The following is a 21685-nucleotide window of genomic DNA, read 5'->3' as shown; positions in this document are numbered from 1 at the left end:
CTGCAATTATCTGCGCTTAAAACTGGCGGTGGACGCAGCGCCGTCAACCCGGATGTGATGCATCGATATTGGCGCAAGGATTGTGCGGCAATGTTACTATCGGAGCATGCAGTAATAAAGTCAGTATTTTGAATCACATATTAATGCGTTTATGTCCAAAGATATAGGCTGGCTGGATCCGGCACGTCGTAGTCCTGGAGTGGACACTCTGATCGTGTTCACCCGTCAATGCTAATGGCTGCTGATTAAGTCTTCCATTTTAAATCATATGAATATGTGGATGTGAATTGAGTGAAGTGGGGATGCATAGGGAATAAACTGATTGATTCCCGCCAGCGTTACCGCTAAAATCCGTCGCAATCGACACCTGAAAGGTTGCGGATGCCACAGTCCCCGGACACGCCCCTCTATAACAGCCGTATTTTCGACTCCTACCTGAAACTACTTCGGAAAAAGTACCCGGATGTAGACATTTCGGGATTGCTGGCTCACGCGGGTATGAAGCGGCACGAAGTCTCGGACCCCGGGCACTGGTTCAGCCAGCGCCAGGTCGACCTTTTCCACGAAAAGCTGGTGCAGGTTACCGGCGACCAGGCGATAGCCCGTGAGGCCGGCCGCTACTCCGCCTCGCCCGACGTCCTCGGTCCCCTGAGGTCGTTCTTCCTCGGCATGGTGGGGCCCGAGTACATCTTTTATCTCATCAACAGGATAGCTCCCAGGTTCACCCGTTCTTCCCGCTGCAGCGCCCGTAAAACCGGTCCCCGCGAGATAGAACTCACCGTTGCCTTCAACGAGGGGGTGCGGGAGAATCCGAGCCAATGCGAGAACCGGATCGGTTTCTTCGAGGCCGCGTTTTTGCTTTTCGGACATGACTTCCCCGAGATCGTGCACACCGAATGCGTATTCAAGGGGGGCACGGTGTGCCGCTACCTGATCAGGTGGCGCCCCTCGCTGGCCTCGCGGCTGCTGCTGGCGCAGCGCACCTGCTCGCTGCTGCTGCTCGTCGCTTTGCTGGGCGCGCTCTACTGGAGCCCCACGCTCATGGGCCCTGCGGTTCTGCTCGCGCTCCTCTTCTACCTTGGGTTCACCATGCTCAGTCATCATTTCGAGCGCAAGGCCCTCCTTTCGTCGCTCACCAGCATGCGCAGTTCAAGCGAAAGGCTCCTCTCCCAGGTCCAGGAGAACTTCGATCGCGCCCTCGCCGTCAACGAGATCGGCCAGGTCATATCCACCCGGTCCGAACTTGACGGCATCCTCTCCAGCGTCAACCACATCCTGCATACCAGGCTCGGGTACGGCCGGGGCATCGTGGTCCTGCTCGATCCGCAGCACAACACCCTCGTTTTGCGCGGCTGTTTCGGCCTGAGCCCCGAGGAGGAGGAGCGGGTGCGCCGCATCGAGTTCCCGCTTGCTTCCGGTGCCCCCCGCGGGGTGCTGGTCAGCTGCTTCCACACCCAGCAACCGGTGCTGGTCGGGGACATCGAGGATATCAGGCTGCAGGCGGTTCCGGAAAACTTCTCGCTTATCCACGCCCTCGGGGTCAGATCGTTCATCTGTGCCCCCATCGTTTGTGAAGGTGAGGCGCTGGGGGTGCTCGCCGTCGATGACGCAAGCAGGGCAGGAGGGCTGCTGCAAAGCGATCTCAACCTTATACAGGGGATCGCGCCTGTGATCGGGGTGAGCGTTCGCAACGCGATGCGGCTCGCCAACGAGAGGCGGTTGTCGGACCAGCTCCGCAGGGCGTCGGAGCACCTGGAACGGCGCGTCGCAGAGCGGACCTCGGAGTTGAGCCAGGCCTACGCAGAGCTCGAATTGCTCTACGATTCGGTCTCCCATGATCTGCGCACTCCGCTGCGGGTGATCTACGGCTACGGCGAATTGTTGCTGGAAGGTTACGGTGACCGGCTCGACGAACCCGCCAAGGAGTACCTGGCCAGCATCATAAGTGGCGGAGAGAGGATGGAGAGGACCTTGGACAGGATGCTTGATTTTTCCGAGGTGAAATCGGCGCGGCCGACCCTGCAGCCCGTCGACCTGAGTCTCCTGGCCCGGCGCATCCTGGCAGACCTGAGGATCACCGATCCCAAAAGGGAGGTGTCGCTGGAAGTGGAGGATGGCGTAGTGGTCACCGGCGACCAGAGGCTGCTGGCCAGCGTGATGGAAAACCTTTTGGGGAACGCCTGGAAGTACAGCGCGCTGAAAAGCTGCACCAGGATCTCCTTCGGCAGAAACGGCGGGATCTGTTACGTGAGGGACAACGGGGAGGGGTTCGACATGACCGAGTCCGAAAAACTCTTCACCCCGTTCCAGAAACTGCATGACGGCAGCCGCTTCGGCGGCCACGGCCTGGGCCTTTCCATGGTGCGCCACATGCTGGAGCGGATGGGGGGCAGGGTGTGGGGCGAGGGGGTGCCAGGCGAGGGATCGACCTTCTACTTCACGCTCCCCCCCGCCGACGCACCCTAGCCGACCTCGGAGTACTCGCGCTCGCGGAATTCGACGCCGAGCGACAGGGCGAGTTTACGAACCTGGTCGACATCAAGCCCTGGCACCGTCACCGCGCTCGCCGTCACCTGGGGCACGTACCGGGGAGCCTCCCGCAGGAAATCGCACAAACCCGCGAATCCCGCCGCCCCGAACGGGGTATTGCAGAGCCTGTCGTAATCGGCGGCGTTGGCGGCGTTCAGGCTGACCGACAGTGAATCCACCAGCCCGCTCAGTTCCGGCAGTATGTTCCGGCCGTGCACGAGGTTTGCCTGCCCGTCCGTGTTGATCCTCACCCGCAAACCCCGCCGTTTCAGCTCGGCAGCCACCTCCTTGACCAGGTCCAGCCGGATCAGGGGCTCGCCGAACCCGCAGAAGACCACCTCGTTATAATCCGATGCCGCGTCCACGGCGGCGATCACCTCAGCGAAATCGGGCTCGTGCGAGAGCTTCAGCTCATGCCCCTTGACCGACAGTTCCTCGAACTTGGGGCAGAAGGTGCAGCGGTTGGAGCAGCGGTTGGTGATGTTGAGGTAGAGGGATTCCCGGATCTTGTAGGCGATGGTGTCCTCCTGTGCCGGCTGGTCGATCCGGAACAGTCTCCTCGTGTTGAAGGACGTGATGCGCCCCACGTCGTCGGGGGAAAGACCTTTCAGTTCCGCGATCCGCTCGGCGGCAAACCTCACGAAGGCGGGCTCGTTCCTCTTGCCGCGGTGCGGTACCGGGGTGAGGTAGGGTGCGTCGGTTTCCACCATGAGCCTTTCGATCTTCACCCCGCGCACCACCTCCCTGAGCGCCTCGTTGGAGGGGTAGGTGACGGTGCCGGGGATGGAGATCATGAAGTTCATCGCGATGCATTCCTGCGCCATGGCCAGGTCGCCGGAGAAGCAGTGCAAAACGCCCCCCACTTCGTGGGCCTTTTCCTCCTTGAGGATGGCGAGGATGCGGTCATGGGCGTCGCGGTCGTGGATGATGAGCGGCAGCGAGAGTTCCCGCGCCATCCGGATGAAACGCCGGAACACCTCTTCCTGCGCCGGGCGGGGCGAACGGTCACGGAAGAAGTCGAGCCCCACCTCGCCTATGGCAACCACCTTCGGGTTTCCCAGGGCGAGTTCGCGCACCGCCTGGTAGTCCTCCTCGGTCACGCCGGCCGCGTCGTGGGGATGGATACCCACCGCGCAGTAGATGTTGGGGCGCGCGGCCGCCAAGGCAACCGCCTCGCGGCTGGACTCCATGTCCGCGCCTACCGCCATGATGGTGCCCACCCCCGCTTCACTGGCGCGGGCCATCATCTCCTCGAAATCCTCCGCGTACTCGTGTCCGTATATGTGGGAATGGCTGTCGATCAGTTCCATGAAGTGCTCCTCGAGCTTTTACTCTGTAACATGCTCTGTTTATGATGCTGTGCGCCGTGGCGGCGACCGTCACTCCCTCGCCCACCGGGAGAGGGTACCGCAGGGCGGACGGGGGACGAACCGGCGTCATTGGTGCCGGGGGACTCGCCCTCCGAGCCCGGTGCCGCCTGAGCCGCCAAACCCCTGCCCCTCTCCGGGCGGGAGAGGGGAGTAGAGGCGAAGTTCATTATATTACTGGATGAATTTGTCAGATGCCAGATGTTTCTGCGTCGGGCGCGGCGGGTCGGCAGCCTATCCGGTGATGCAGCGGATGGAGGCCTCAATGCCGTCCATGAGGATGGCGAGTTCGTCCATCGAGATGGAGAGGGGAGGGAACACGACGATCACGTTCCCCAAGGGGCGGAGGAACAGTCCGTGCTTCCGGGCTTCCAGGCACACCCGGACACCGACACGCTCCTCCCAGTGGTACGGTTCGCGGCTGTGACGGTCGCGGACCAGTTCGATCCCGGCGATCATCCCTTCCTGGCGTACGTCTCCGACGTGGGGCAGTTCCATGAGCCGTTGCAGCCGGTCCTGGAGGTAGTCGATCTTCTCCGGCAACTGCTCCAGCAGGCGGTCCTTCTCGAAGAGGTCGAGGCTTGCGAGCGCGGCCGCGCAGGCAATGGGGTTCCCGGTGAAGGTGTGGCCGTGGAAGAAGGTCTTGAGGTCGCTGTAAGCGCCCCAGAAGGCGTCGTAGACTTTGCGGGTGGTGAGCGTGGCGGCTAGTGGCAGGTAGCCGGCCGAGATCCCTTTGGAGATGGCCATGATGTCCGGGGTCACCCCTTCCTTGCCGCAGGCGAACATGGCTCCGGTGCGGCCGAAGCCGACGGCGACCTCGTCCGCGATCATGAGGACATCGTAGCGGTCGCACAGTTCACGCACCCCCTTGACGAAGCCTGGAGGCTGCACGATCATGCCGCCGGCCCCCTGCACCGAGGGCTCGATCACGAGACCAGCCAGTTCATGCGCGTGTTCTTTCATGAGCCGCTCGAGTTCCTTCAGGCAGAGAAGGCCGCAACTGCCGCAATCCCCTTCAGAGGAAAGGGGGCAGCGGTAGCAGTAGGGGGAGGGGGCCATGATGGTCGGGAAGAGCAGGGGGGCGTATACCTCGTGGTAGATGGCGATGCCGCCCACGCTCATGGAGCCGACCGTGTCACCGTGGTAGGCGTTGTCGAAGCGGATGAACTTCTGCTTGGCCTTGTTTCCGGTCTGCTGCTGGTACTGGAAGGCCATCTTCACGCCGATCTCGACCGCGGTCGAGCCGTTGTCGGAGTAAAACACCTTGGCGAGCCCCGGGGGGGCGATATCGATCAGGCGCTTGGCCAGGAGTGCGGCGCGGTCGTTGGAGAGCCCGAGCAGGGTGGAGTGTTCGAGCCGGTCCACCTGTTCCTTGACCGCGTCGTTGATCTCCTTGCGGCAGTGGCCGTGCACGTTGGTCCAGATGGCGCCCACACCGTCCAGGTAGCGGTTGCCGTCGGAGTCGATGATGAAGGAGCCTTCCCCCCTGGTGATGATGATGTTCTCGGCGTTTTCCCATTCACTCATCTGGGTGAAGGGGTGCCACAGGTAGTCGCTGTCGTAGCGTCTGAGCGTTTCGGTATCGAGTTCAACCATGTTGTCCTCCAAAAAAGAAGCCACCGCCGCCCCTCAAGGCATCAAGCGGTGGAACAAGGCAAGGTGAAGTTTCCATCAAGGATGTAATCCCGTCAACCTGGAACCGGTACGTAGAACGTAGAACCGGTTCTAGGTTATTCGAACATCTCCCTGAGCATGATTCCGGTCGCCGGCATCTGCAGCAGCCGGTCGGTAAGCCGGGTGACCAGTTCGCGCTCGTTTTCCGCCTGGATGTCGGGGAAGAGGCCGAGGAGCTGCGAGCCGGACAGAGAGTCGATCATGTGCGGCGCGTAGGATTCGGCCTGGTCGGGGGCGTCGGGGTAGCGGTTCACGATGACCCCTTTCACCTGCAGCCCAAGGGTGCGCGCGGTGAAGGTGGTGAGCAGGGTATGGTTGATGGTGCCGAGATTGGGGCGTGCCACCACCGCGATGGGAAGCCCCAGGTGCAGGGCGAGGTCTGCCACCAGCATCCCCCCGGCCAGGGGGACCATCAAACCGCCGGCACCTTCCACGATGATGAAATCGTAGTTGGCGGCGAGTCTCTGGTAGGCCTCCTTGATGGCGTCGAAGCTGATGCGGACGCTGTCCTGGCTGGCGGAAACGGAAGGGGCAAGGGGCGCCCTGAGCAGGTACGTGGCGGAGTCCGGCGTTACCGGAACGCCGGCGGCAAAGGCGAGGAGTTCCGCGTCTTCGGAGACCAGAGCGCCGTCGCGCTCGATGCAGCCGCTGGTGACCGGCTTCATGACGCCGACACTGTGCCCCATTTTCCGCAGGAGCATGGCGATGGTGGCCGATGCGATGGTTTTCCCGACTCCAGTGTCGGTCCCGGTGATGAAGATGCTTTTGGCAGGCATATGCTGTTTTCCTTTCAGTCAGGTTCAACTGTAGGGGCGAATAATCATTCGCCCCTGCCGGTTGCCCCATCCCTCTCCCTCTGGGAGAGGGATGTACCGGATGGTAACGGCGTCTCCCTCACCCGACCTGCGGCCACCCTCTCCCGGGGGGAGAGGGGATGTCCTTATGAGCGAGGGGGCAAACGGTCGTGGTTTAGTGCGCGCACATGACCGTGGTGAGGCCGAGATCGCTGAACATGGTCAGGTCGGTGTCGACGTTGCGCCCAAGGGTGGTCAGGTAGTTGCCGATCATGGTGCCGTTCGCGCCGGCGAAGAAGATCCAGGACTGCAGGTCGCGCAGGTTCTTCTCGCGGCCGCCGCAGATGGTAATTCTCTTTGCCGGCAGGATCAGGCGGTAGATGGCGATGGTCTTAAGGCACTCCTGCGCGGTGATGTTCCTGGCCCCCTCGAGCCTGGTTCCCTCGATGGGGTTCAGAAAGTTCATCGGTACGGAGTCTACGTCCAGGTCCTTGAGGGTGAAGGCCATCTCGACGCGCTGCGCGGCGCTCTCGCCCATGCCGAAAATCCCCCCCGAGCAGACCTTCACACCGGCTTTCTTAACGGCGCGGACCGTGTTGACGTCATCCTGGTATTCGTGGGTGGTGCAGATGTTGGGGAAGAAGCTCTCCGCGGTCTCGAGGTTGTGGTGGTAGGTGTCCATCCCGGCTTCCTTGAGTTTCAGCGCGGTCTCCTCGTCGATGATGCCGAGGGAGCAGGAGGGGAGGATGGAGGTTTCCTTCCTTATGCGGCGCAATGCGGCCAATATCTGTTCGAGTTCCTGCCCCTTGACCGTGGTGCCGCTGGTGATGATGCCGAAACAGGCGGAGCCGTTGGTCTCGGCCGTCTTCGCGCATTCCACCATCTGCTCTTCCTGGACCAGCGGGTAAACCGGTGCGTCCGTCGTGTGGTGAGCGGATTGGGCGCAGAAGGCGCAGTTTTCGGCGCAACGGCCGGACTTGGCGTTGATGATGGAGCAGAGGTGCACCTCGTTGCCGACGAAGTGCTCCTTGACGCGAGTGGCGGCGCGGTACAGGTCGAAGAGTTCCGAGCCTTGGGCGTCCGAGAGCCGGACGGCCTCGTCCTGGGTGATGGACCCGCCTGCGATGATTCTTTGAGCTATTTCAGAGATGAGTTTTTCCATGAGTGATCCTCCAAGCGCTCATTTAGCACGCGCGGGAGTAGGTTGTCAACCACTTCAAGGTGGACGGTTGACGATTAGGTGAGGGTGTGGTCCGTCGCTTCTCTGAAAAGGGGGATTTGCATCGATAGGAAGCAACATCTCGCTGAGGCAAGAACCCACACCCGGCCTTCGGCCACCCTCTCCCAAAGGGCGAGGGGACTGTGACCTAGGACAGGGGTGAGGGGAACGCCGCGGCCGCCGACCACTGGTCGCCGGCCGCGAGCTCGGTCAAAGCTCCTCGGTGGTGAAGGCGACGACGTCGTCGATGCTCTCTGCGTCGAGAAGGACCATCACCAGACGGTCGAGGCCGAGGGCGATTCCGGCTGCTTCCGGCATCCCGGAAAGCGCGTCGAGGAATTTTTCGGGCATGGGGTAGGCGGGTTTGCCCTGGCGGAGCCGCTCAGCGGCCTCAGCCTCGAACCTTGCGCGCTGCTCGACCGGGTCGATCAGTTCAGAGAAGGCGTTGGCGATCTCGAGCCCTCCCATGTAGAGTTCGAAGCGTTCGGCCACCGACGGATCTTCGCTCTTCAGGCGGGCCAGTGCGGAGCAACTGGCGGGGTAATCGTAGATGAAGGTGGGGCGGCCCATACCGAGCATCGGCTCGACCTTCTCGACCATGAGTTCGTCGAAAGTGCCCCCGGACAGGGCGCTTTCTGCGATGGTGCCGGCGTAGCGCAGGAAGGCGTCGCGGACCGTGATCCGTTCCCAGGGGGGGGAGAGGTCGATCTGCACGCCGCGATAGGTGATGCCGGAACCTCCAGCGGCGGCCCTGACCAGTTCCTCGGTCTCGTCCATCAGCACGCGGTAGTCAGCCTGCGCCCGGTACCACTCGAGCATGGTGAATTCGCTCAGGTGCCTGCTTCCGCGCTCGCCGTCGCGCCAGCAGCGGCAGATCTGGAAAATCCGGGGATAACCTGCGGCGAGGAGCCGCTTCATGCAGAGTTCGGGCGAAGTCTGCATGAACCAGCCGTCACTGGGTATGGCGTCGATCTGGGTCTCGGGGGCGGGAGCGGGAATACGAAAAGGGGTCTCGACCTCGAGATACCCCTTTTCCTGGAAAAACATCCTGATCCTGGTGAAGATCGCGCCACGCTGGGCCAGGGCCTGTGAGCGCCTGGCCAGTGGCCAACTTCCCGACATGTCTTACCCCTTGACCCTGGTGGAGTACTCGCCGGTGCGGGTGTCGATGGTGATCAGTTCGCCTTCTTCGATGAACGGCGGTACGCGCAGCACGTAGCCGGTCTCGACGGTGGCGGGCTTGGAATCGCTGCCGGAGGTGTCGCCCTTGACCCAGGGGTCGGTCTGCACGACGCGCAGGTTGACGAAGTTGGGCACGTCCACGCCGATCGCCTTCTCCCTGAACAGGAGCACGTCCACCTGGAGGTTGTCGATCAGGTAGTTCTTGGCGTCGCCCATGGCGTCTTCGCTGATGTGGATCTGCTCGAAGGTGCTGTTGTCCATGAAGCAGTAGTGATCATCTTCCTTGTAGAGGTACTGCATCACGCGGTCTTCGAGGCTCGCGGGTTCGAAGGTCTCGCCGGAGCGGTAGGTGCGGTCCAGGGTGGAGCCGGTGATCATGTTCTTCATCTTGGTGCGGTAAAGGGCCTGCCCTTTGCCCGGCTTGGCGAAGTCGAAGTGGGTGATGATGTAAGGCTCGTTGTCGATGGTGATTTTCAAACCTTTTCTCAGATCGGCTGCAGTGTACATTGGTTCTTCCTCTTCTTACTGTGGGATTGAATAAAGGTTCAGTGTGCTGCGCGCGGTGCACGCAGCTAAACCGGTATTGGGTCCTATGTTATCCGTAGGTGCCTTGCAGCGATGCTGAGAGTGGCAGGGACAGACGCCGGTGACGTACGGGGAAGGGGTTTATTTTGCGCGATAGGTGATGCGGCCGCGGCTCAGGTCGTAGGGAGAGAGCTCGACGGTGACCTTGTCGCCAGGCAGGATCTTGATGAAAAACTTCCTCATCTTGCCTGAAATGTGCGCCAGCACCATGTGGTCGTTTTCCAGCTTCACCTTGAACATCGCGTTGGGAAGCGGCTCAATGACCGTTCCTTCGACTTCTATTGCTTCTTCCTTGCTCATTTTTGCTCCTGGGAGGGATGTGGCTTCTTTTAACAATCTGTGAGTCTACAAATTTTTACCGCAAAAAGCAAGCTGCATTTCACAGCTGTTCCCATTTTCCCTTCGATATCATCGCTATTTACAGAATCCCCATAACATGCTAAAAAAATGACCAGATTTTTCCAAGGAGTACCGACTTTACATGCAAAAACTGATCAGGGAGATCCCGCTGTCCAACGGGCTCACCGTTCGCTTCTTCGATGCCACACGCCGCTACTTCGGCGATTACCACCAGGTCCGCATCCAGATATGCTGCGAAGTCCCGCTTTCACCCGGCCTTTTCCCCGACGATGAATCCCACGAGGCGGCCAGGAAACTGCTTGGCGCCAGCGTGAGCTACAAGAAGGAAATCGAGCACCAGGGGGTGGCCTCGCTCTCCGTGGACGAGACCGTGGAGCGGGTGATCTCCGATTTCGCCGCGCATTCCCTTGGCTATTTCAACACCCCCGATTTCCCGAGGAAACTGGTCCAGTCCGAACTGACCCGCGTCCGTGGACGAAAAACGGGGTTCGTGCCGCGCGGTATCCATGGCTGACCGGATCATCGCGATAGAGAGTCTCTGTTACGGCGGCGCCGGCTTCGGGAGGGTGGAAGGGAAGGCCTGTTTCGTTCCCTTCACCGCTCCGGGCGACCACGCCAGGATCCGCGTGGTCAGGGAGAAACGCTCGTTCCTGGAGGGGGAACTGGTCGAACTGGTCGAGCCCTCCGCGCTGCGCATCGCCCCGGTCTGCCCGGTCTTCGGGGAGTGCGGCGGCTGCGACTGGCAGTTCCTGCCGTACTCCGAGCAGGTGAAACAAAAGGGGGGCATCTTCGCTGACACCCTGTCGCGCATCGGCAAGGTCGAGCGGGAGAGCGTGCTGCCGGTCGCTGCGTCGCCCGATTCCTACGGCTACCGCTCCCGCGTTCAAGTTAAGGTCACCGTCGCGGCTGGGGCGCTGCGACTAGGCTTTTTCCGCACCGGCTCCCATGACGTCGTCGATTTCGGCACCGGCTGCCCGTTGGCGCAGCCGCTGTTGAACCGTATGGCCGCGGAATTCAGGGTGCTCCTCCCCGGGCTACCCCAATGCGAGTCGGTCCACCAGATAGACCTCTCGACCGGTGACGACGGGGACGGGATCGCCATCGTGCACAGCAGGGGGGGCGGTGCTCCCTTGCTCGAGTCTCTGACCCGGGACCGCTCCCGGCTCCCCTCCGTCGCCGGGGTGTTCGTGCGCAGCGGCCGGAAAGGGGAGCTCGAAAAGGCCTTCGGCATCGACTCGCTGAGCTACCGGGTCCCGGCGAGCCTCACTCCCGGCTCCAGGGAGCTGAAGCTCCGTTTCGGACGAGGCGGTTTCTCCCAGGTCAACTACCGGCAGAATCTCGAATTGATCCGCACCGCATGCGAGTGGGCGGGGCTGACCGGTAAGGAGCGGGTGCTCGACCTGTACTGCGGCAACGGCAACCTCTCTCTGCCGCTGGCGCACAATGCGGCGCACGTGATGGGGGTGGAGGGATACGCGCCGTCCATCGCGGATGCCGTGGCCAACGCCGAGGCGAACGGGATTCAAAACGCCGAGTTCCTGGTCAGCGACGTGGCCCAGGCCGTCAGGCGTCTGGTCAAGCGGAAGGATTCGTTCGACCTGGTGGTGCTCGACCCTCCGCGGGGGGGCGCCGAGGCTGCCGCTGAGCTGGCCGGTCTCGCGCCACGCAAAATCATTTACGTTTCCTGTGACCCGGCCACCCTGGCCCGCGATCTCGCTTCGCTTTGCGGCAACGGGTACCGGGTGACCCGCTCGAAACCGGTGGACATGTTCCCGCAGACCTACCACCTCGAGAGCGTCACCGAACTGGTACGCGCATAATATTCATTTCATTCCACCAATCGGAGGCTGCATGTTTTTCGGACTGTTCGGCAAGAAGGATTTCCGTCATTACCAGAATCAGGGTGCCAAGCACCTCGCCGCTGAGCGCTACTCGGATGCGCGGGTCGACTTTCAGGAAGCGCTGAAGCTCTGCCCGGCCGAGGAGCACCAGGAAGCCGCAGCCATCCGCCAGGCCATGGACCAGGCCTGCGACAAACTGGGCGAGCTGAACCTGCAGGAGGGGGAGCACGCCCTGCGCGCCGGTGAAGCACAAAAGGCGCACGATCACTTCTGTCTCGCCGCCGACCTCGCCGCCGATCCCGGCATCAAGTCGCGCGCCCGCGCCGAGGCCGCGAAACTGGAGCAGCCCGAGGCACAGGCCGAGGCCAAGCCCGCCGCACCCGCCGGCGCCGGCAACTACAAGCCGCACGGCGGAGGCTCCTGCACGACCTGCAAGGGGCACGGCGACCACCATCACGAGGAGCCCGCGCCGATGGGCATGAGCCTTTCCGAGGAGGACCAGTTCTTCCTCATGGTCCAGCCGCTCCCGGGTGACCTCCCCGGACGCTACGCCGACCTCGGTCCCAAATTCGCCAAGGCGTACCTCATGATTCATGAGGGCAACGATCGCGAGGCGTTCACAATTTTGCAGGAAATGTTGTTATCTGGTGAAAATGACATTGTATTATACGAAGTGGCACTTATAATGTTCAGGGCGGGGCAAATTCATGAGAGCGAGGCGCTCCTGAATCGAGCACTGGCGCTCAATCCCCAGAACGCGACCGTGTACCTGGCCCTCATTCATTTGATGGCCGGCGGCGGGCGCTACCCCCAGGCGATAGCTGTCGCGCAGCGGATGCTGGAGCTCAATATAATCCCCGACCAGGCCCAGTTCATGCTTGGCGAACTGCACGAGGCTACCGGCGACACGGAGCGCGCCATGGAGTTGTGGACCAAGTCCCTGGAGCAGCCCGGCATGGCCAAGGCTGCCGCCGAGCGGCTCATCCCGATTCTGAACCGCCAGGGGCGCACCGACGACGTGAAGTACCTGACCAAGAAATACCTAAAAGGATGTTGCTAAAGAAGCTGGTTTCCGGAGGTGGACAATGAACAAATCAGAACTCATTGAATCTCTCGCAGCTAAAAAGACCCTCTCCTTCAAGAAGGCGGAGGAAGTCGTCAATGCCGTCTTCGCGTCGATGACCGAGGCCCTTCTTTCCGGCGACCGGATCGAGATCAGGGGGTTTGGCAGCTTCGTGGTGAAGGAGTACGACGCCTACACCGGGAGAAACCCCAAGACGGGCGAATCCATCTCCGTGAAGGCGAAGAAGCTACCTTTCTTCAAGGTCGGCAAGGAACTTAAAGAAAAAGTCTCCGGCTAACCGCTACACCCCTATCCGTCACGGGAGTAACCGAATCCTGATAGCACCACTGCGCCCGCCGGCCGCCATGACCGGCGGGCGCCCATTATTCTCGAGGCGATTTTCGCCTTAACACTGCTGGACTGGCATTACCATGTTTCCCACCCCTTGGTCGTACATCGTTGAGGCACTCGGTGGCCTTGCGCTCTTCATACTCGGCATGCGCACCATGTCGGAGGGGCTGCAAAAGGTAACCGGAGAACGCCTGCGCCGCGTGCTGGAGCGGACCACCGGCAACCGCCTCGCCGCCCCCCTGATCGGCAGTTGTCTCGCCTCCATCCTGCAGTCCGGCTCAGCGGCGTCAGTCCTCGTGGTCGGCTTCGTGAACGCCGGCCTCCTTTCCCTGTACCAGGCACTGGGGGTGCTGCTCGGTACCGGCATCGGCACCACCCTCGCCATACAGTTCATCGCTTTCCGCGTTTCCGCCGTAGCCCTGCCAGCCATAACCATCGGGGTCTTCCTCAATTTGTTCTCCCGCACGCGCAGGCTTGCCGACGCCGGCGGGATGCTGCTGGGGATCGGTCTCGTCTTCTTCGGCCTCTCCATCCTGGAAGGTGCGTGCCTGCCGCTCAGCGAAAGCGCCATCATCGCGGGTCTGCACCAGGGGCTTCCCTCGGTGCGCCTGGTCGCGGTCCTGCTCGGCGCGCTGCTCACCTTCCTGGTGCAGTCGGGCAGCGCCACTTTGGGCATCGTGATCGCCCTCGCCTCGGCGGGCGTTTTGCCCTATGACGCCGCCATCGCCATGGTCATCGGCGAGGTGGCCGGGGCGGCACTGATTCCGCTCATCGCCTCCATCGGCGGCACCCAGACCGCCAAACGCGCGGTGGTCATCTATCTTGGCATCAGCTTGGTGGCCATCGCCCTCGCCCTGACTTTCTTCCCGTTATTCCTGAAGGCCGTGGCACTGGTTTCGCCCGGCGATCTATCCCTTTGGCATCGCGGCGCGCCGCCGGAGGCGGTGGTGCAGGCGCTGCGCCCCCACATAGCCAGACACCTGGCCAACGCCCACACGCTCTTCACCGTGGCGTCGCTCCTCATGTTTCTCCCCACCATCGGCTTCTTCGCCCGCTCCGCCGAGACGCTGCTCCCCACCAGGCGCTCCGAGAGCGAGCCGCGCCCGCGCTTCATCGACGTGCGCGTCATCAAGACCCCCACCATCGCCCTGGTCCAGGCATGGAACGAGCTCGCCAGGATGGGGGGGATCGCCGCTGCCATGTACGCGGAGCTCACGTCGCAGTTTGACGGCTTCAATCCGAAGGTCGCCGCCGCCGTCCGCGACAAGGAAGTGGTGCTGGACGTGCTGCACCGCGACATGTCCCAGTTCCTGGTGGCGCTCTCGCGCGAGACGCTGTCACTGGAGCGCGCGGTCGAGATACCGACCATGCTGGAGCTCGTAAACGAGATCGAGCAGGTGGGGGACCAGGCCGAGGCGATCCTCAACTACCTGATGCGCAAGAAGGAGGAGCGGCTCCGTTTCTCCGCCAGCGCCATGGAGGAACTCAAACGTGTCGCCGCAAAGGTGGGGGAGGTGGTCGTCCTGTGCGAGGCGGTGCTGAAAGGGGAGCAGGTTCAGGATATGACGAACCTCAAGCTGGAAATCGCCTCCCTGGAGAGCGAACTGCAGGCAAGCCACCTGCGCCGGCTGAAAAGCGGCAAGTGCAGCATCGTCGCGGGGCTACTCTACGGCGACATCGTCATCAGTTTCACCAAGATATCCCAGCTCTGCTTCTCCATAATCGCCCAAAGAAAAGGACTCCACCCATGACCGACAAGGTAGCCGCCATCGACCTCGGCACCAACACCGCCCGGCTTCAGATCGCCACCCGAACCCCATACCGGCAGGTGCTCTTGAAGCGCATCATCACGAGGCTGGGAGGCGGCTTCACCCGCGAAACCGGACTCTCCACCGAGGCGCAGGAACGCTCGCTTGCCGCCTTGAAGGAGTTCGCCGCCGACATGGCGAGCCACGGCGTGGTGCGCCTGAGGGCGGTGGCCACCTCGGCGGTGCGGGACGCAAAAAACGGCGCCGGTTTCTGCAGGCGTGTGCTCGAAGAGACCGGCATCGCCCTGGAGATAATCGACGGCAACGAGGAGGCGATGCTCACCCTGAGAGGGGTAGCCTCCATCCTGGACAACAAGAACGAGGACCTCGCCGTGTTCGACGTGGGGGGAGGGAGCACGGAATACACGCTGGCCTCGGAGCAAAAGCCTCTTTTCTCCCGCAGCCTCCCGATCGGGGTGGTCCGCCTCACCGAGGGAAAGGCCGGGGTTGCCGAGATGGAAGACAAGATCCGGCGTGAACTCTCGTCGTTGCGACGTGAATTGGCCGGGGAGGGGCTCGCGGAGCGTTTCAGCGGGGCGACCCTGGTCGGTACGGCCGGTACGGCAACGACCCTTGCCGCCATCGACCTCGGCATGACCGATTACGACTACAAAAAGGTCAACAACCACACGCTGCCGCTGGCCAAGGTCGAGACGATGTTCAACAGGCTCCTCCCGCTCACGCCGCAGGAGCGCCTGCAGGTGCCAGGTCTTGAGCCCGGGCGCGAGGACCTGATCATCGCCGGCATCCTCGTCGTGCTCACCACCATGCGCGAGTTCGGGTTCTCCACCTTCAAGGTCAGCGATTCCGGCCTCCTCGAAGGGCTGATCCTGGGAGTCTAGCCGGAAGCAAAGGCTTTATCCTTTGACAACGTTGGTGGCAACGGTATACTCATTAGCCATTCGCCCCCAATCCTTTAATGCAGCGGTAGCCTCCGTCCCTCCTTCGGGTAGCGGTCCGGCCTCCCTTTTCCGCCCAAGGAGCCTCTAGTCGATGTATCTCAGCAAAGAGTCGTACAAAAAGATCATTGGTGACCTGCGGGATGGGCTGTACATCGTCGATCTGGACCGGAAAATCGTCTTTTGGAACCACGCGGCGGAAAGGATATCAGGGTACAGCGCCGAGGAGGTCGTTGGCAAGCCATGCGCCGACAACATCCTTTGCCACGTCGATGATGTCGGCCTGAACCTCTGCTGCAGCGAATGCCCACTCGCCTCCACCATCGAGGAGGGGCTCCCTCACGACGCCGCGGTCTTTTTGCACCACAAAAACGGCCACCGGATACCGGTGTCGGTGCGCGTCATCCCCCTCACCGACGACTCGGGCACGGTGATAGGTGGCGTCGAGATGTTCTCCGACAGCAGCCACCAGGCCGTCAACGAACTCCGCCTGCAGGAACTGGAAAAGCTGGCCCTGCTTGACGGGCTCACCCAGCTTGCCAACCGCCGCTATCTCGACCGCGAACTCGAGTCCCGCCTCGAGGAGCTGAACCGGTACGATATCCCTTTCGGCATCCTTTTCATGGACATCGACGACTTCAAGGGGGTCAACGACCGTTACGGACACGAGACGGGGGACCGGGTGCTTCAGTTCGTCGCCGGTACCCTGAGCGCCAACTCCCGTCCGTTCGACCTGTACGGCCGCTGGGGAGGCGAGGAATTCGTCGGCATCATCCGCAACGTAACCGCTGCCAATCTGAAGCACTTGGGACAGCGTCTGCGCCGGCTGGTCGAAAAATCCTTCGTACTGGTGGAAGGCGAAGCCCTTCGGGTCACCATCTCCATCGGGGCGACCATGGCCGTTGAAAACGATACCGTGCAGACGTTGCTGTCTCGCGCGGACGCCCTGATGTATCAGAGCAAGGCCGCCGGCAAGAACCGGCTCACCATCGGCTGATCTGCCGGCCTCCGCCCACGCGCCGCAATCTCAAACGCCTCCCACATAGATAACGCGCACCCCGTTTTGAGCTTCCCCCGTCCTTCTTTCTGTCATTTCCCCTCCTTCAATCAGCCTTTCAAAAAAATGATGGTAGACTCATGTCGTTTGGTTTTCGCCGTAGCCGCCGTCTCAACGCCATGAAAAGGAGGAATTACAGATGGGTGTCAACACCGCTAAAAGATGCACTGTCGCCGTCCTTGCCATGCTGGCAGGCACCGGGATCTGGGCCGGTTGCAGCCACCGCGCCGCTGAGGTTCAGTCTGCGCAGGTAACGGAAGCACCGCTTGATCCAGCCGATGCGGCCATAGATCCGGCGCGCTGGGGCAAACTGTACCCGATCCACTACCAGCAGTGGAAGCTTACCAGCGAGCCGACGCCGGCCGGGCTCAGCAAGTACAAAAGGGGGTACGACGTAGGGGAGGAGAGACGCGACAAGCTCGACGAATACCCTTTCCTGGCACTGCTTTATAACGGCTGGGGCTTCGGCGCCGAGTACAACGAACCGCGCGGGCACTACTACATGGTGCAGGACCAACTGGAGGTCGATCCCGGCAGGATCAAGGCCGGAGGCGCCTGCCTCACCTGCAAAACACCTTACGCGCCAAAGCTGGCCAAGGAGATGGGACCGGCCTACTTCCCGACCCCGTACAAAGATGTGCTGGCACGCCTTCCGAAGGCAAACCAGACTCTCGGCGTCGCCTGCATCGATTGTCACGACAACAAAGGGATGGCTCTCAGGATCTCGCGCGGCTTCACCCTCGGCAAGGCGCTCCGGGAAATCGGCCTGGACGAGAGCAAACTGAGCCGTGAACAAAAACGCACCTTCGTCTGCGCCCAGTGCCATGTGACCTACATGATTCCCAAGGACAAGGAGATGCACTCCACCGACGTCGTCTTCCCCTGGGCGGGGAGCAGGGAAGGGCATATCACCATCGAGAACATCATCAAGCAGATCAAGAGCTCGCCGGCCAACCTCGAGTGGACCCAGGCCGTGACCGGGTTCAAACTCGGGTTCGTTCGCCACCCGGAGTACGAGTTCTACTCCAACCAGAGCCCCCATTACCTCGAGGGGGTGACCTGTGCCGACTGCCACATGCCGATGATGACCTCCAATAATGAGGAATTGACCGACCACAGGATCATGAGTCCGCTCAAGGGGAGCATGTCCACCTGCGCCGCATGTCACAGCGAAACGCCGCAGCAGTTGCGGCAGAAGGTTATCGCCATCCAGGACCGGTTCATTGACCGCTACCTCAAGACCGGCTACGCGGTCGCCACCGACGCCAAATTATTTGAAATGGCGAACAAGGCGCGTGCCGCCGGCAAGCAGCTCGACAACGACCTGTACGCGATGGCCAGGGAGCACTACGAACAGGCGTTTTACCGGCTGATCTTCCTGGGCGCCGAGAACTCGACCGGCTTCCACAACCCGGCCGAAGCCACGCGCGTCATCGAGGACGCATCGAGTCATGCCGCCGGGGCCGATATGCACCTGCGCCAGTTGCTGGCGAAGGCGGGGGAGCGGGTGCCGGAAAAGATCGACCTGGAGTTGTCGAAGTACACGAACAACCGCGGCACCAAGAAGCTGCAGTTCAAGCGCGAACACGAGATCCTGCCGCCCACTCTGGTTAAATAGGGGGACGGCAGGCAAGGCACCAAGAGGTGAGGGCGGGGCTTAGAAACCCCTCCCTTATTTTTGCCCGGGGCACTCTGGATACGCCTGCTTGACGCTGCTTCCGCTGGCGGGTAGACTTGCCACGTTTAATGATTACAGCAGCATCGCCATGTTTCATGTGGGCCCCGGGGGCTCGGGATGCTTTTCAGGGAGGGGAGAATGGAGTTGAAAGAATGGACGCCGGCAACACTTCTGGAATTGTCGGGTGGATACTGGAGCACCTGCACCCTGCACGCCGGGGTCAAGCTGAACCTCTTTACCCCGCTCGCCTCGGCCCCGATGAGTGCCGCCGAACTGGCCGGTACCCTTGATTGCGATGCGCGCGGGCTCGCCATGCTGCTGGACGCGCTAGCCGCCCTCGGTCTACTGGAGAAGAAAGACCGGCAGTACGCGGCCACCCCCTTTTCCTCCACGTTTCTGAGCCGCACCTCGCCGGAGTATCTCGGGCATATCATCATGCACCACCACCACCTCGTGGGGGGATGGAGCCGGCTTGACCAGGCGGTAAAATCGGGACAGCCGGTCCGGGAACGGGTTTCCCATGAGGATGTGGAGAGCTCGAGAGAGAGTTTCCTGATGGGGATGTTCAACCTGGCGATGATGATCGCCCCCAGGATCGTCCCCCAGATCGATTTGCAAGGACGCCGGCGCCTGCTCGACCTGGGAGGCGGCCCCGGCACCTACGCCATTCACTTCTGCCGTCACAACCCCCGACTGGATGCCGTTATCTGCGACCTCCCGACCACCAGGAGCTTCGCTGAAGAGACCGTGGCGCGTTTCGGGCTCTCCGACCGCATCGGTTTCGTCGCCGCTGATTTCGAGCAGGACGACCTGCCTGAGGGGTTCGACGTGGCCTGGCTGTCGCATGTGCTGCACGGGATCGGTCCCGATGCGTGCGCCAGGGTCTTGAAAAAGACCGTATCCGCCCTTGAACCCGGCGGGCTGATCCTGATCCAGGAGTTCGTGCTGGACGACAAGAGAGACGCGCCGGTCTTCCCCGCGCTTTTCTCGCTGAACATGCTGCTGGGAACGCCGGAGGGGCAGTCCTACAGCCAGGGGGAACTCTTCGCCATGCTGGAGCACGCAGGGGCGACCGGGGTGCGTCGTCTCCCCATCGAACTACCCAACGGCGCTGGAGTCATTGCCGGTATCGTGCCTGAGAAGGGGGGGCGGTAAGGAGAGGGGCAACTATCAGCAGGGAAGGGAGGCGATATGGAACAGGAGGAGATGAAAACTTCCGTCCGCAGCACCGCGATGGTGTTGCCGCTTTTTGCGGTTGCCTGCGCCGCGTTCGCGATGCTGCTGCTCTTCGCCTCCGGCCCCGGTGCCAGGCTTAACGTCTGGAACTTCAAGACCGGCTTCTCCATGATCAAGGCGGCAGGCTACACAGGATTGGGATGCGCCGTCGTCGCGCTCGCCTCGAGCGTGATCTCGGTCAGAAGAAGGCACTTCAAGGGGATCTTCGTGTCACTGATCGCCCTTATCCTCGCCCTGATCGCGTTTGGCATCCCGCTGTACTGGAAGGTCCAGGCTCAAAACTATCCGCGCATCCATGACATAAGCACCGACCTCAACAATCCCCCGCGCTTCGTCGCCATCAGCACCGAGCGACGTGCGGCCGTCAGGTATGGCGGGGTGGAGGTCGCCACCCAGCAGATGAAGGCGTACCCGGAATTGAAGACTGTCGTTTTGGCGCTGCCGGCCAACGAGGCGTACAAGACGGCACTGCTGACGGTAAGGGAACTTGGGTGGGATATCGTGGCTGAACGCCCGGCGGAAGGGACCATAGAGGCAACCGATACCACCAGGTGGTTCGGCTTCAAGGACGACATCGTGATCCGCATCGTCCCGGCCGGGGACCGGTCGCTGCTGGACATCCGCTCCGTGTCGCGGGTCGGCATTTCCGACCTCGGCACCAATGCGAAGCGGATGCGCGCTTTCATCGCCAAGATAGCGCTCGGGCGAAAGTAAGGCAGGTGCAGGATTGCTGCCGGCGACGGGTTATGGCGCTATCGATCCCCGGGGAACTCCCGGGGATTTTTATTTGTCGCCTTTGCCCCGGAGCAGTTTGAGGATGTTCTTCGCGCACAAATCCATGTTGTTCTGCACGAAGTCGAGGGTCTCCATGCGATTGTCGACCGTCATGAAGTGCATCTGCGGGGGGGAGCTTGCCACCGACCCCCTTGAAAGTTGCACCTGTAAAACGCAAAAATCCGCCGAGTCCAACCTGGCACCGCTGCTGCGATCCTTGGAAGCCATCACGTCCTCCTTTACAGCTAATGACGTTGCACGCCACACCATGAGACTGAAAGCATCCTCGCCGTATACGTGAAGATTGAAGTAAAATGTCTTGTATAGATGTAACTTGGATCACAGTTAATGAACTTAATCAGCGCAGGAACAAAATCAGCTCCACCATGATCAATGCCTGGCGCTGGAACTACGTTCAGGCGCGCACGTTCTTTCAGTTTCACCAGGGGAAATGCAAGTTTCCAAGAGGGAGTGGCAAGCAAAGGCTTGGGCCATCAGCCATTTGTCGGAGACGGGTTCTGAATGCCCATGTCTATTCGGAGCTGTAAGACACTACTAGCGGGAAATTTGGGCCGACGACGGGGAGCGGAGCGGTTGAGGTTATCAGTCAAAAAGCCAGCGTTGCACCAGCCGGGTATAGCGCGGCATGACCAGGTAGACCATGAGGAAAACGATCACACCGGAAACGAGCAGGGCGTCAAGGTAGGAAAGAGAGGGGACCCCGATCCACCGTAATAGCGGAACCACGACGAGCGGCACGCATGACGCCAGCGGGAAGATGGCCGACCATGTCACGAGAAACTGCTTCCAGCGGACCGGCACTCTTGCCTTCGCTCCCAGCGGGGTGAACCAGAAGTCGAGTCCGCTGCGAACGAAGAAATCGTCATCCCCCGCGAGGAGAGGGCGCACTTTCTCGATCAGCCGCCGGCGCTCCTCCGAATTCATCCATCCTTGCAGGTGTTCCACCGTGTCGAAACGGATCATTATGGTGTAGGTTTCGGACAGGCCGGCAATGGGGCGAACTATATGCCAGTCGAGATGGCCGAGGGACGCCCTGCACAAGGGACCAATTTCTTCCAGCCAGTCGTTGTATCCTTCCTGTTGCCCGTCTTTCACGCGGTGGGTTATGACGACCGTAGCGCCCTGCTGGACGTTCTGCAGAGAGTTCTCCTCTTTACCCATGCAGTCTCTCCCCCGGATACCCTTGAAAAGGGAAGGGGTGCCATACATGCACCCCTTCCGCGCCTACCGTGTTGTCAGAACATGAT

The 21685-nt window shown here is 61.6% G+C and carries 20 protein-coding genes; 11 read left to right on the top strand and 9 right to left on the bottom strand.

Going from position 1 to position 21685, the window contains the following annotated elements; genetic code table 11:
- The first annotated feature begins 498 nt into the window (after nucleotides 1–498).
- On the top strand, nucleotides 499–2466 hold the full coding sequence (locus KP001_RS05925; protein WP_239027909.1) for an ATP-binding protein: 1968 nt from the start codon (nucleotides 499–501) through the stop codon (nucleotides 2464–2466).
- Here KP001_RS05925 and KP001_RS05920 read toward each other — a convergent pair.
- The 7 genes from KP001_RS05920 to infA form a co-directional block, all read right to left on the bottom strand.
- The gene (locus KP001_RS05920; RefSeq protein WP_217288631.1) at nucleotides 2463–3839 is read right to left on the bottom strand and encodes a TatD family hydrolase; all 1377 of its coding nucleotides are present in this window, start codon (nucleotides 3837–3839) and stop codon (nucleotides 2463–2465) included. The genes KP001_RS05925 and KP001_RS05920 overlap by 4 nt on opposite strands.
- A gap of 291 nt (nucleotides 3840–4130) precedes the next feature.
- Nucleotides 4131–5492, bottom strand: a complete 1362-nt coding sequence (gene bioA / locus KP001_RS05915) for an adenosylmethionine--8-amino-7-oxononanoate transaminase (protein WP_217288630.1) — start codon at nucleotides 5490–5492, stop codon at nucleotides 4131–4133.
- A 134-nt stretch (nucleotides 5493–5626) separates the two neighbouring features.
- On the bottom strand, nucleotides 5627–6346 hold the full coding sequence (gene bioD, locus KP001_RS05910; RefSeq protein ID WP_217288629.1) for a dethiobiotin synthase: 720 nt from the start codon (nucleotides 6344–6346) through the stop codon (nucleotides 5627–5629).
- A 193-nt stretch (nucleotides 6347–6539) separates the two neighbouring features.
- Nucleotides 6540–7526, bottom strand: a complete 987-nt coding sequence (gene bioB / locus KP001_RS05905) for a biotin synthase BioB (RefSeq protein WP_217288628.1) — start codon at nucleotides 7524–7526, stop codon at nucleotides 6540–6542.
- A 267-nt stretch (nucleotides 7527–7793) separates the two neighbouring features.
- Entirely contained in the window at nucleotides 7794–8705 is a 912-nt protein-coding gene (locus KP001_RS05900; protein WP_217288627.1) for an EF-P lysine aminoacylase GenX, read from the bottom strand.
- A gap of 3 nt (nucleotides 8706–8708) precedes the next feature.
- Nucleotides 8709–9272 (bottom strand): elongation factor P, encoded by a 564-nt coding sequence (efp, locus tag KP001_RS05895; RefSeq protein WP_216499312.1) that lies wholly within the window; start codon nucleotides 9270–9272, stop codon nucleotides 8709–8711.
- A 159-nt stretch (nucleotides 9273–9431) separates the two neighbouring features.
- Nucleotides 9432–9650: a translation initiation factor IF-1 gene (gene infA, locus KP001_RS05890; protein WP_012530490.1), complete on the bottom strand. Its 219-nt coding sequence runs from the start codon at nucleotides 9648–9650 to the stop codon at nucleotides 9432–9434.
- 181 nt (nucleotides 9651–9831) lie between these two features.
- Between infA and KP001_RS05885 the strand changes: the two genes are divergently transcribed.
- From KP001_RS05885 to KP001_RS05840, 10 genes are all read left to right on the top strand, one after another.
- The gene (locus KP001_RS05885; protein WP_217288626.1) at nucleotides 9832–10224 is read left to right on the top strand and encodes a hypothetical protein; all 393 of its coding nucleotides are present in this window, start codon (nucleotides 9832–9834) and stop codon (nucleotides 10222–10224) included.
- Nucleotides 10217–11530 (top strand): 23S rRNA (uracil(1939)-C(5))-methyltransferase RlmD, encoded by a 1314-nt coding sequence (gene rlmD, locus KP001_RS05880; RefSeq protein WP_217288625.1) that lies wholly within the window; start codon nucleotides 10217–10219, stop codon nucleotides 11528–11530. The genes KP001_RS05885 and rlmD overlap by 8 nt, the downstream gene beginning before the upstream one ends.
- A 31-nt stretch (nucleotides 11531–11561) precedes the next feature.
- Nucleotides 11562–12611, top strand: coding sequence for a tetratricopeptide repeat protein (locus tag KP001_RS05875; protein ID WP_217288624.1), 1050 nt, complete (start codon nucleotides 11562–11564; stop codon nucleotides 12609–12611).
- Nucleotides 12612–12636: 25 nt separating this feature from the next.
- Nucleotides 12637–12912, top strand: a complete 276-nt coding sequence (locus KP001_RS05870; protein WP_183349941.1) for an HU family DNA-binding protein — start codon at nucleotides 12637–12639, stop codon at nucleotides 12910–12912.
- 133 nt (nucleotides 12913–13045) lie between these two features.
- Nucleotides 13046–14716, top strand: a complete 1671-nt coding sequence (locus tag KP001_RS05865) for a Na/Pi cotransporter family protein (RefSeq protein WP_217288623.1) — start codon at nucleotides 13046–13048, stop codon at nucleotides 14714–14716.
- On the top strand, nucleotides 14713–15615 hold the full coding sequence (locus KP001_RS05860; protein ID WP_217288622.1) for a Ppx/GppA phosphatase family protein: 903 nt from the start codon (nucleotides 14713–14715) through the stop codon (nucleotides 15613–15615). The genes KP001_RS05865 and KP001_RS05860 overlap by 4 nt, the downstream gene beginning before the upstream one ends.
- Before the next feature lie 151 nt (nucleotides 15616–15766).
- The gene (locus tag KP001_RS05855) at nucleotides 15767–16669 is read left to right on the top strand and encodes a sensor domain-containing diguanylate cyclase (RefSeq protein WP_217288621.1); all 903 of its coding nucleotides are present in this window, start codon (nucleotides 15767–15769) and stop codon (nucleotides 16667–16669) included.
- 199 nt (nucleotides 16670–16868) lie between these two features.
- The gene (locus KP001_RS05850) at nucleotides 16869–18347 is read left to right on the top strand and encodes an ammonia-forming cytochrome c nitrite reductase subunit c552 (RefSeq protein ID WP_217288620.1); all 1479 of its coding nucleotides are present in this window, start codon (nucleotides 16869–16871) and stop codon (nucleotides 18345–18347) included.
- 198 nt (nucleotides 18348–18545) lie between these two features.
- Complete coding sequence (locus KP001_RS05845; protein WP_217288619.1) at nucleotides 18546–19562, top strand: methyltransferase; 1017 nt, start codon at nucleotides 18546–18548, stop codon at nucleotides 19560–19562.
- Nucleotides 19563–19613: 51 nt separating this feature from the next.
- Complete coding sequence (locus tag KP001_RS05840) at nucleotides 19614–20357, top strand: DUF1499 domain-containing protein (protein ID WP_239027908.1); 744 nt, start codon at nucleotides 19614–19616, stop codon at nucleotides 20355–20357.
- 69 nt (nucleotides 20358–20426) lie between these two features.
- Here the strand turns inward: KP001_RS05840 and KP001_RS22190 are convergent, their stop codons facing one another.
- The gene (locus tag KP001_RS22190) at nucleotides 20427–20561 is read right to left on the bottom strand and encodes a hypothetical protein (RefSeq protein WP_275423354.1); all 135 of its coding nucleotides are present in this window, start codon (nucleotides 20559–20561) and stop codon (nucleotides 20427–20429) included.
- A 459-nt stretch (nucleotides 20562–21020) separates the two neighbouring features.
- On the bottom strand, nucleotides 21021–21599 hold the full coding sequence (locus KP001_RS05835) for an antibiotic biosynthesis monooxygenase (protein WP_217288617.1): 579 nt from the start codon (nucleotides 21597–21599) through the stop codon (nucleotides 21021–21023).
- Nucleotides 21600–21685 lie beyond the last annotated feature (86 nt).

The sequence above is a fragment of the Geomonas subterranea genome (genome assembly GCF_019063845.1).
Classification (GTDB): domain Bacteria; phylum Desulfobacterota; class Desulfuromonadia; order Geobacterales; family Geobacteraceae; genus Geomonas; species Geomonas subterranea.
The sequence above is the reverse complement of the archived record's forward strand: the minus strand, read 5'-3'. Positions and strand labels throughout refer to the sequence as shown.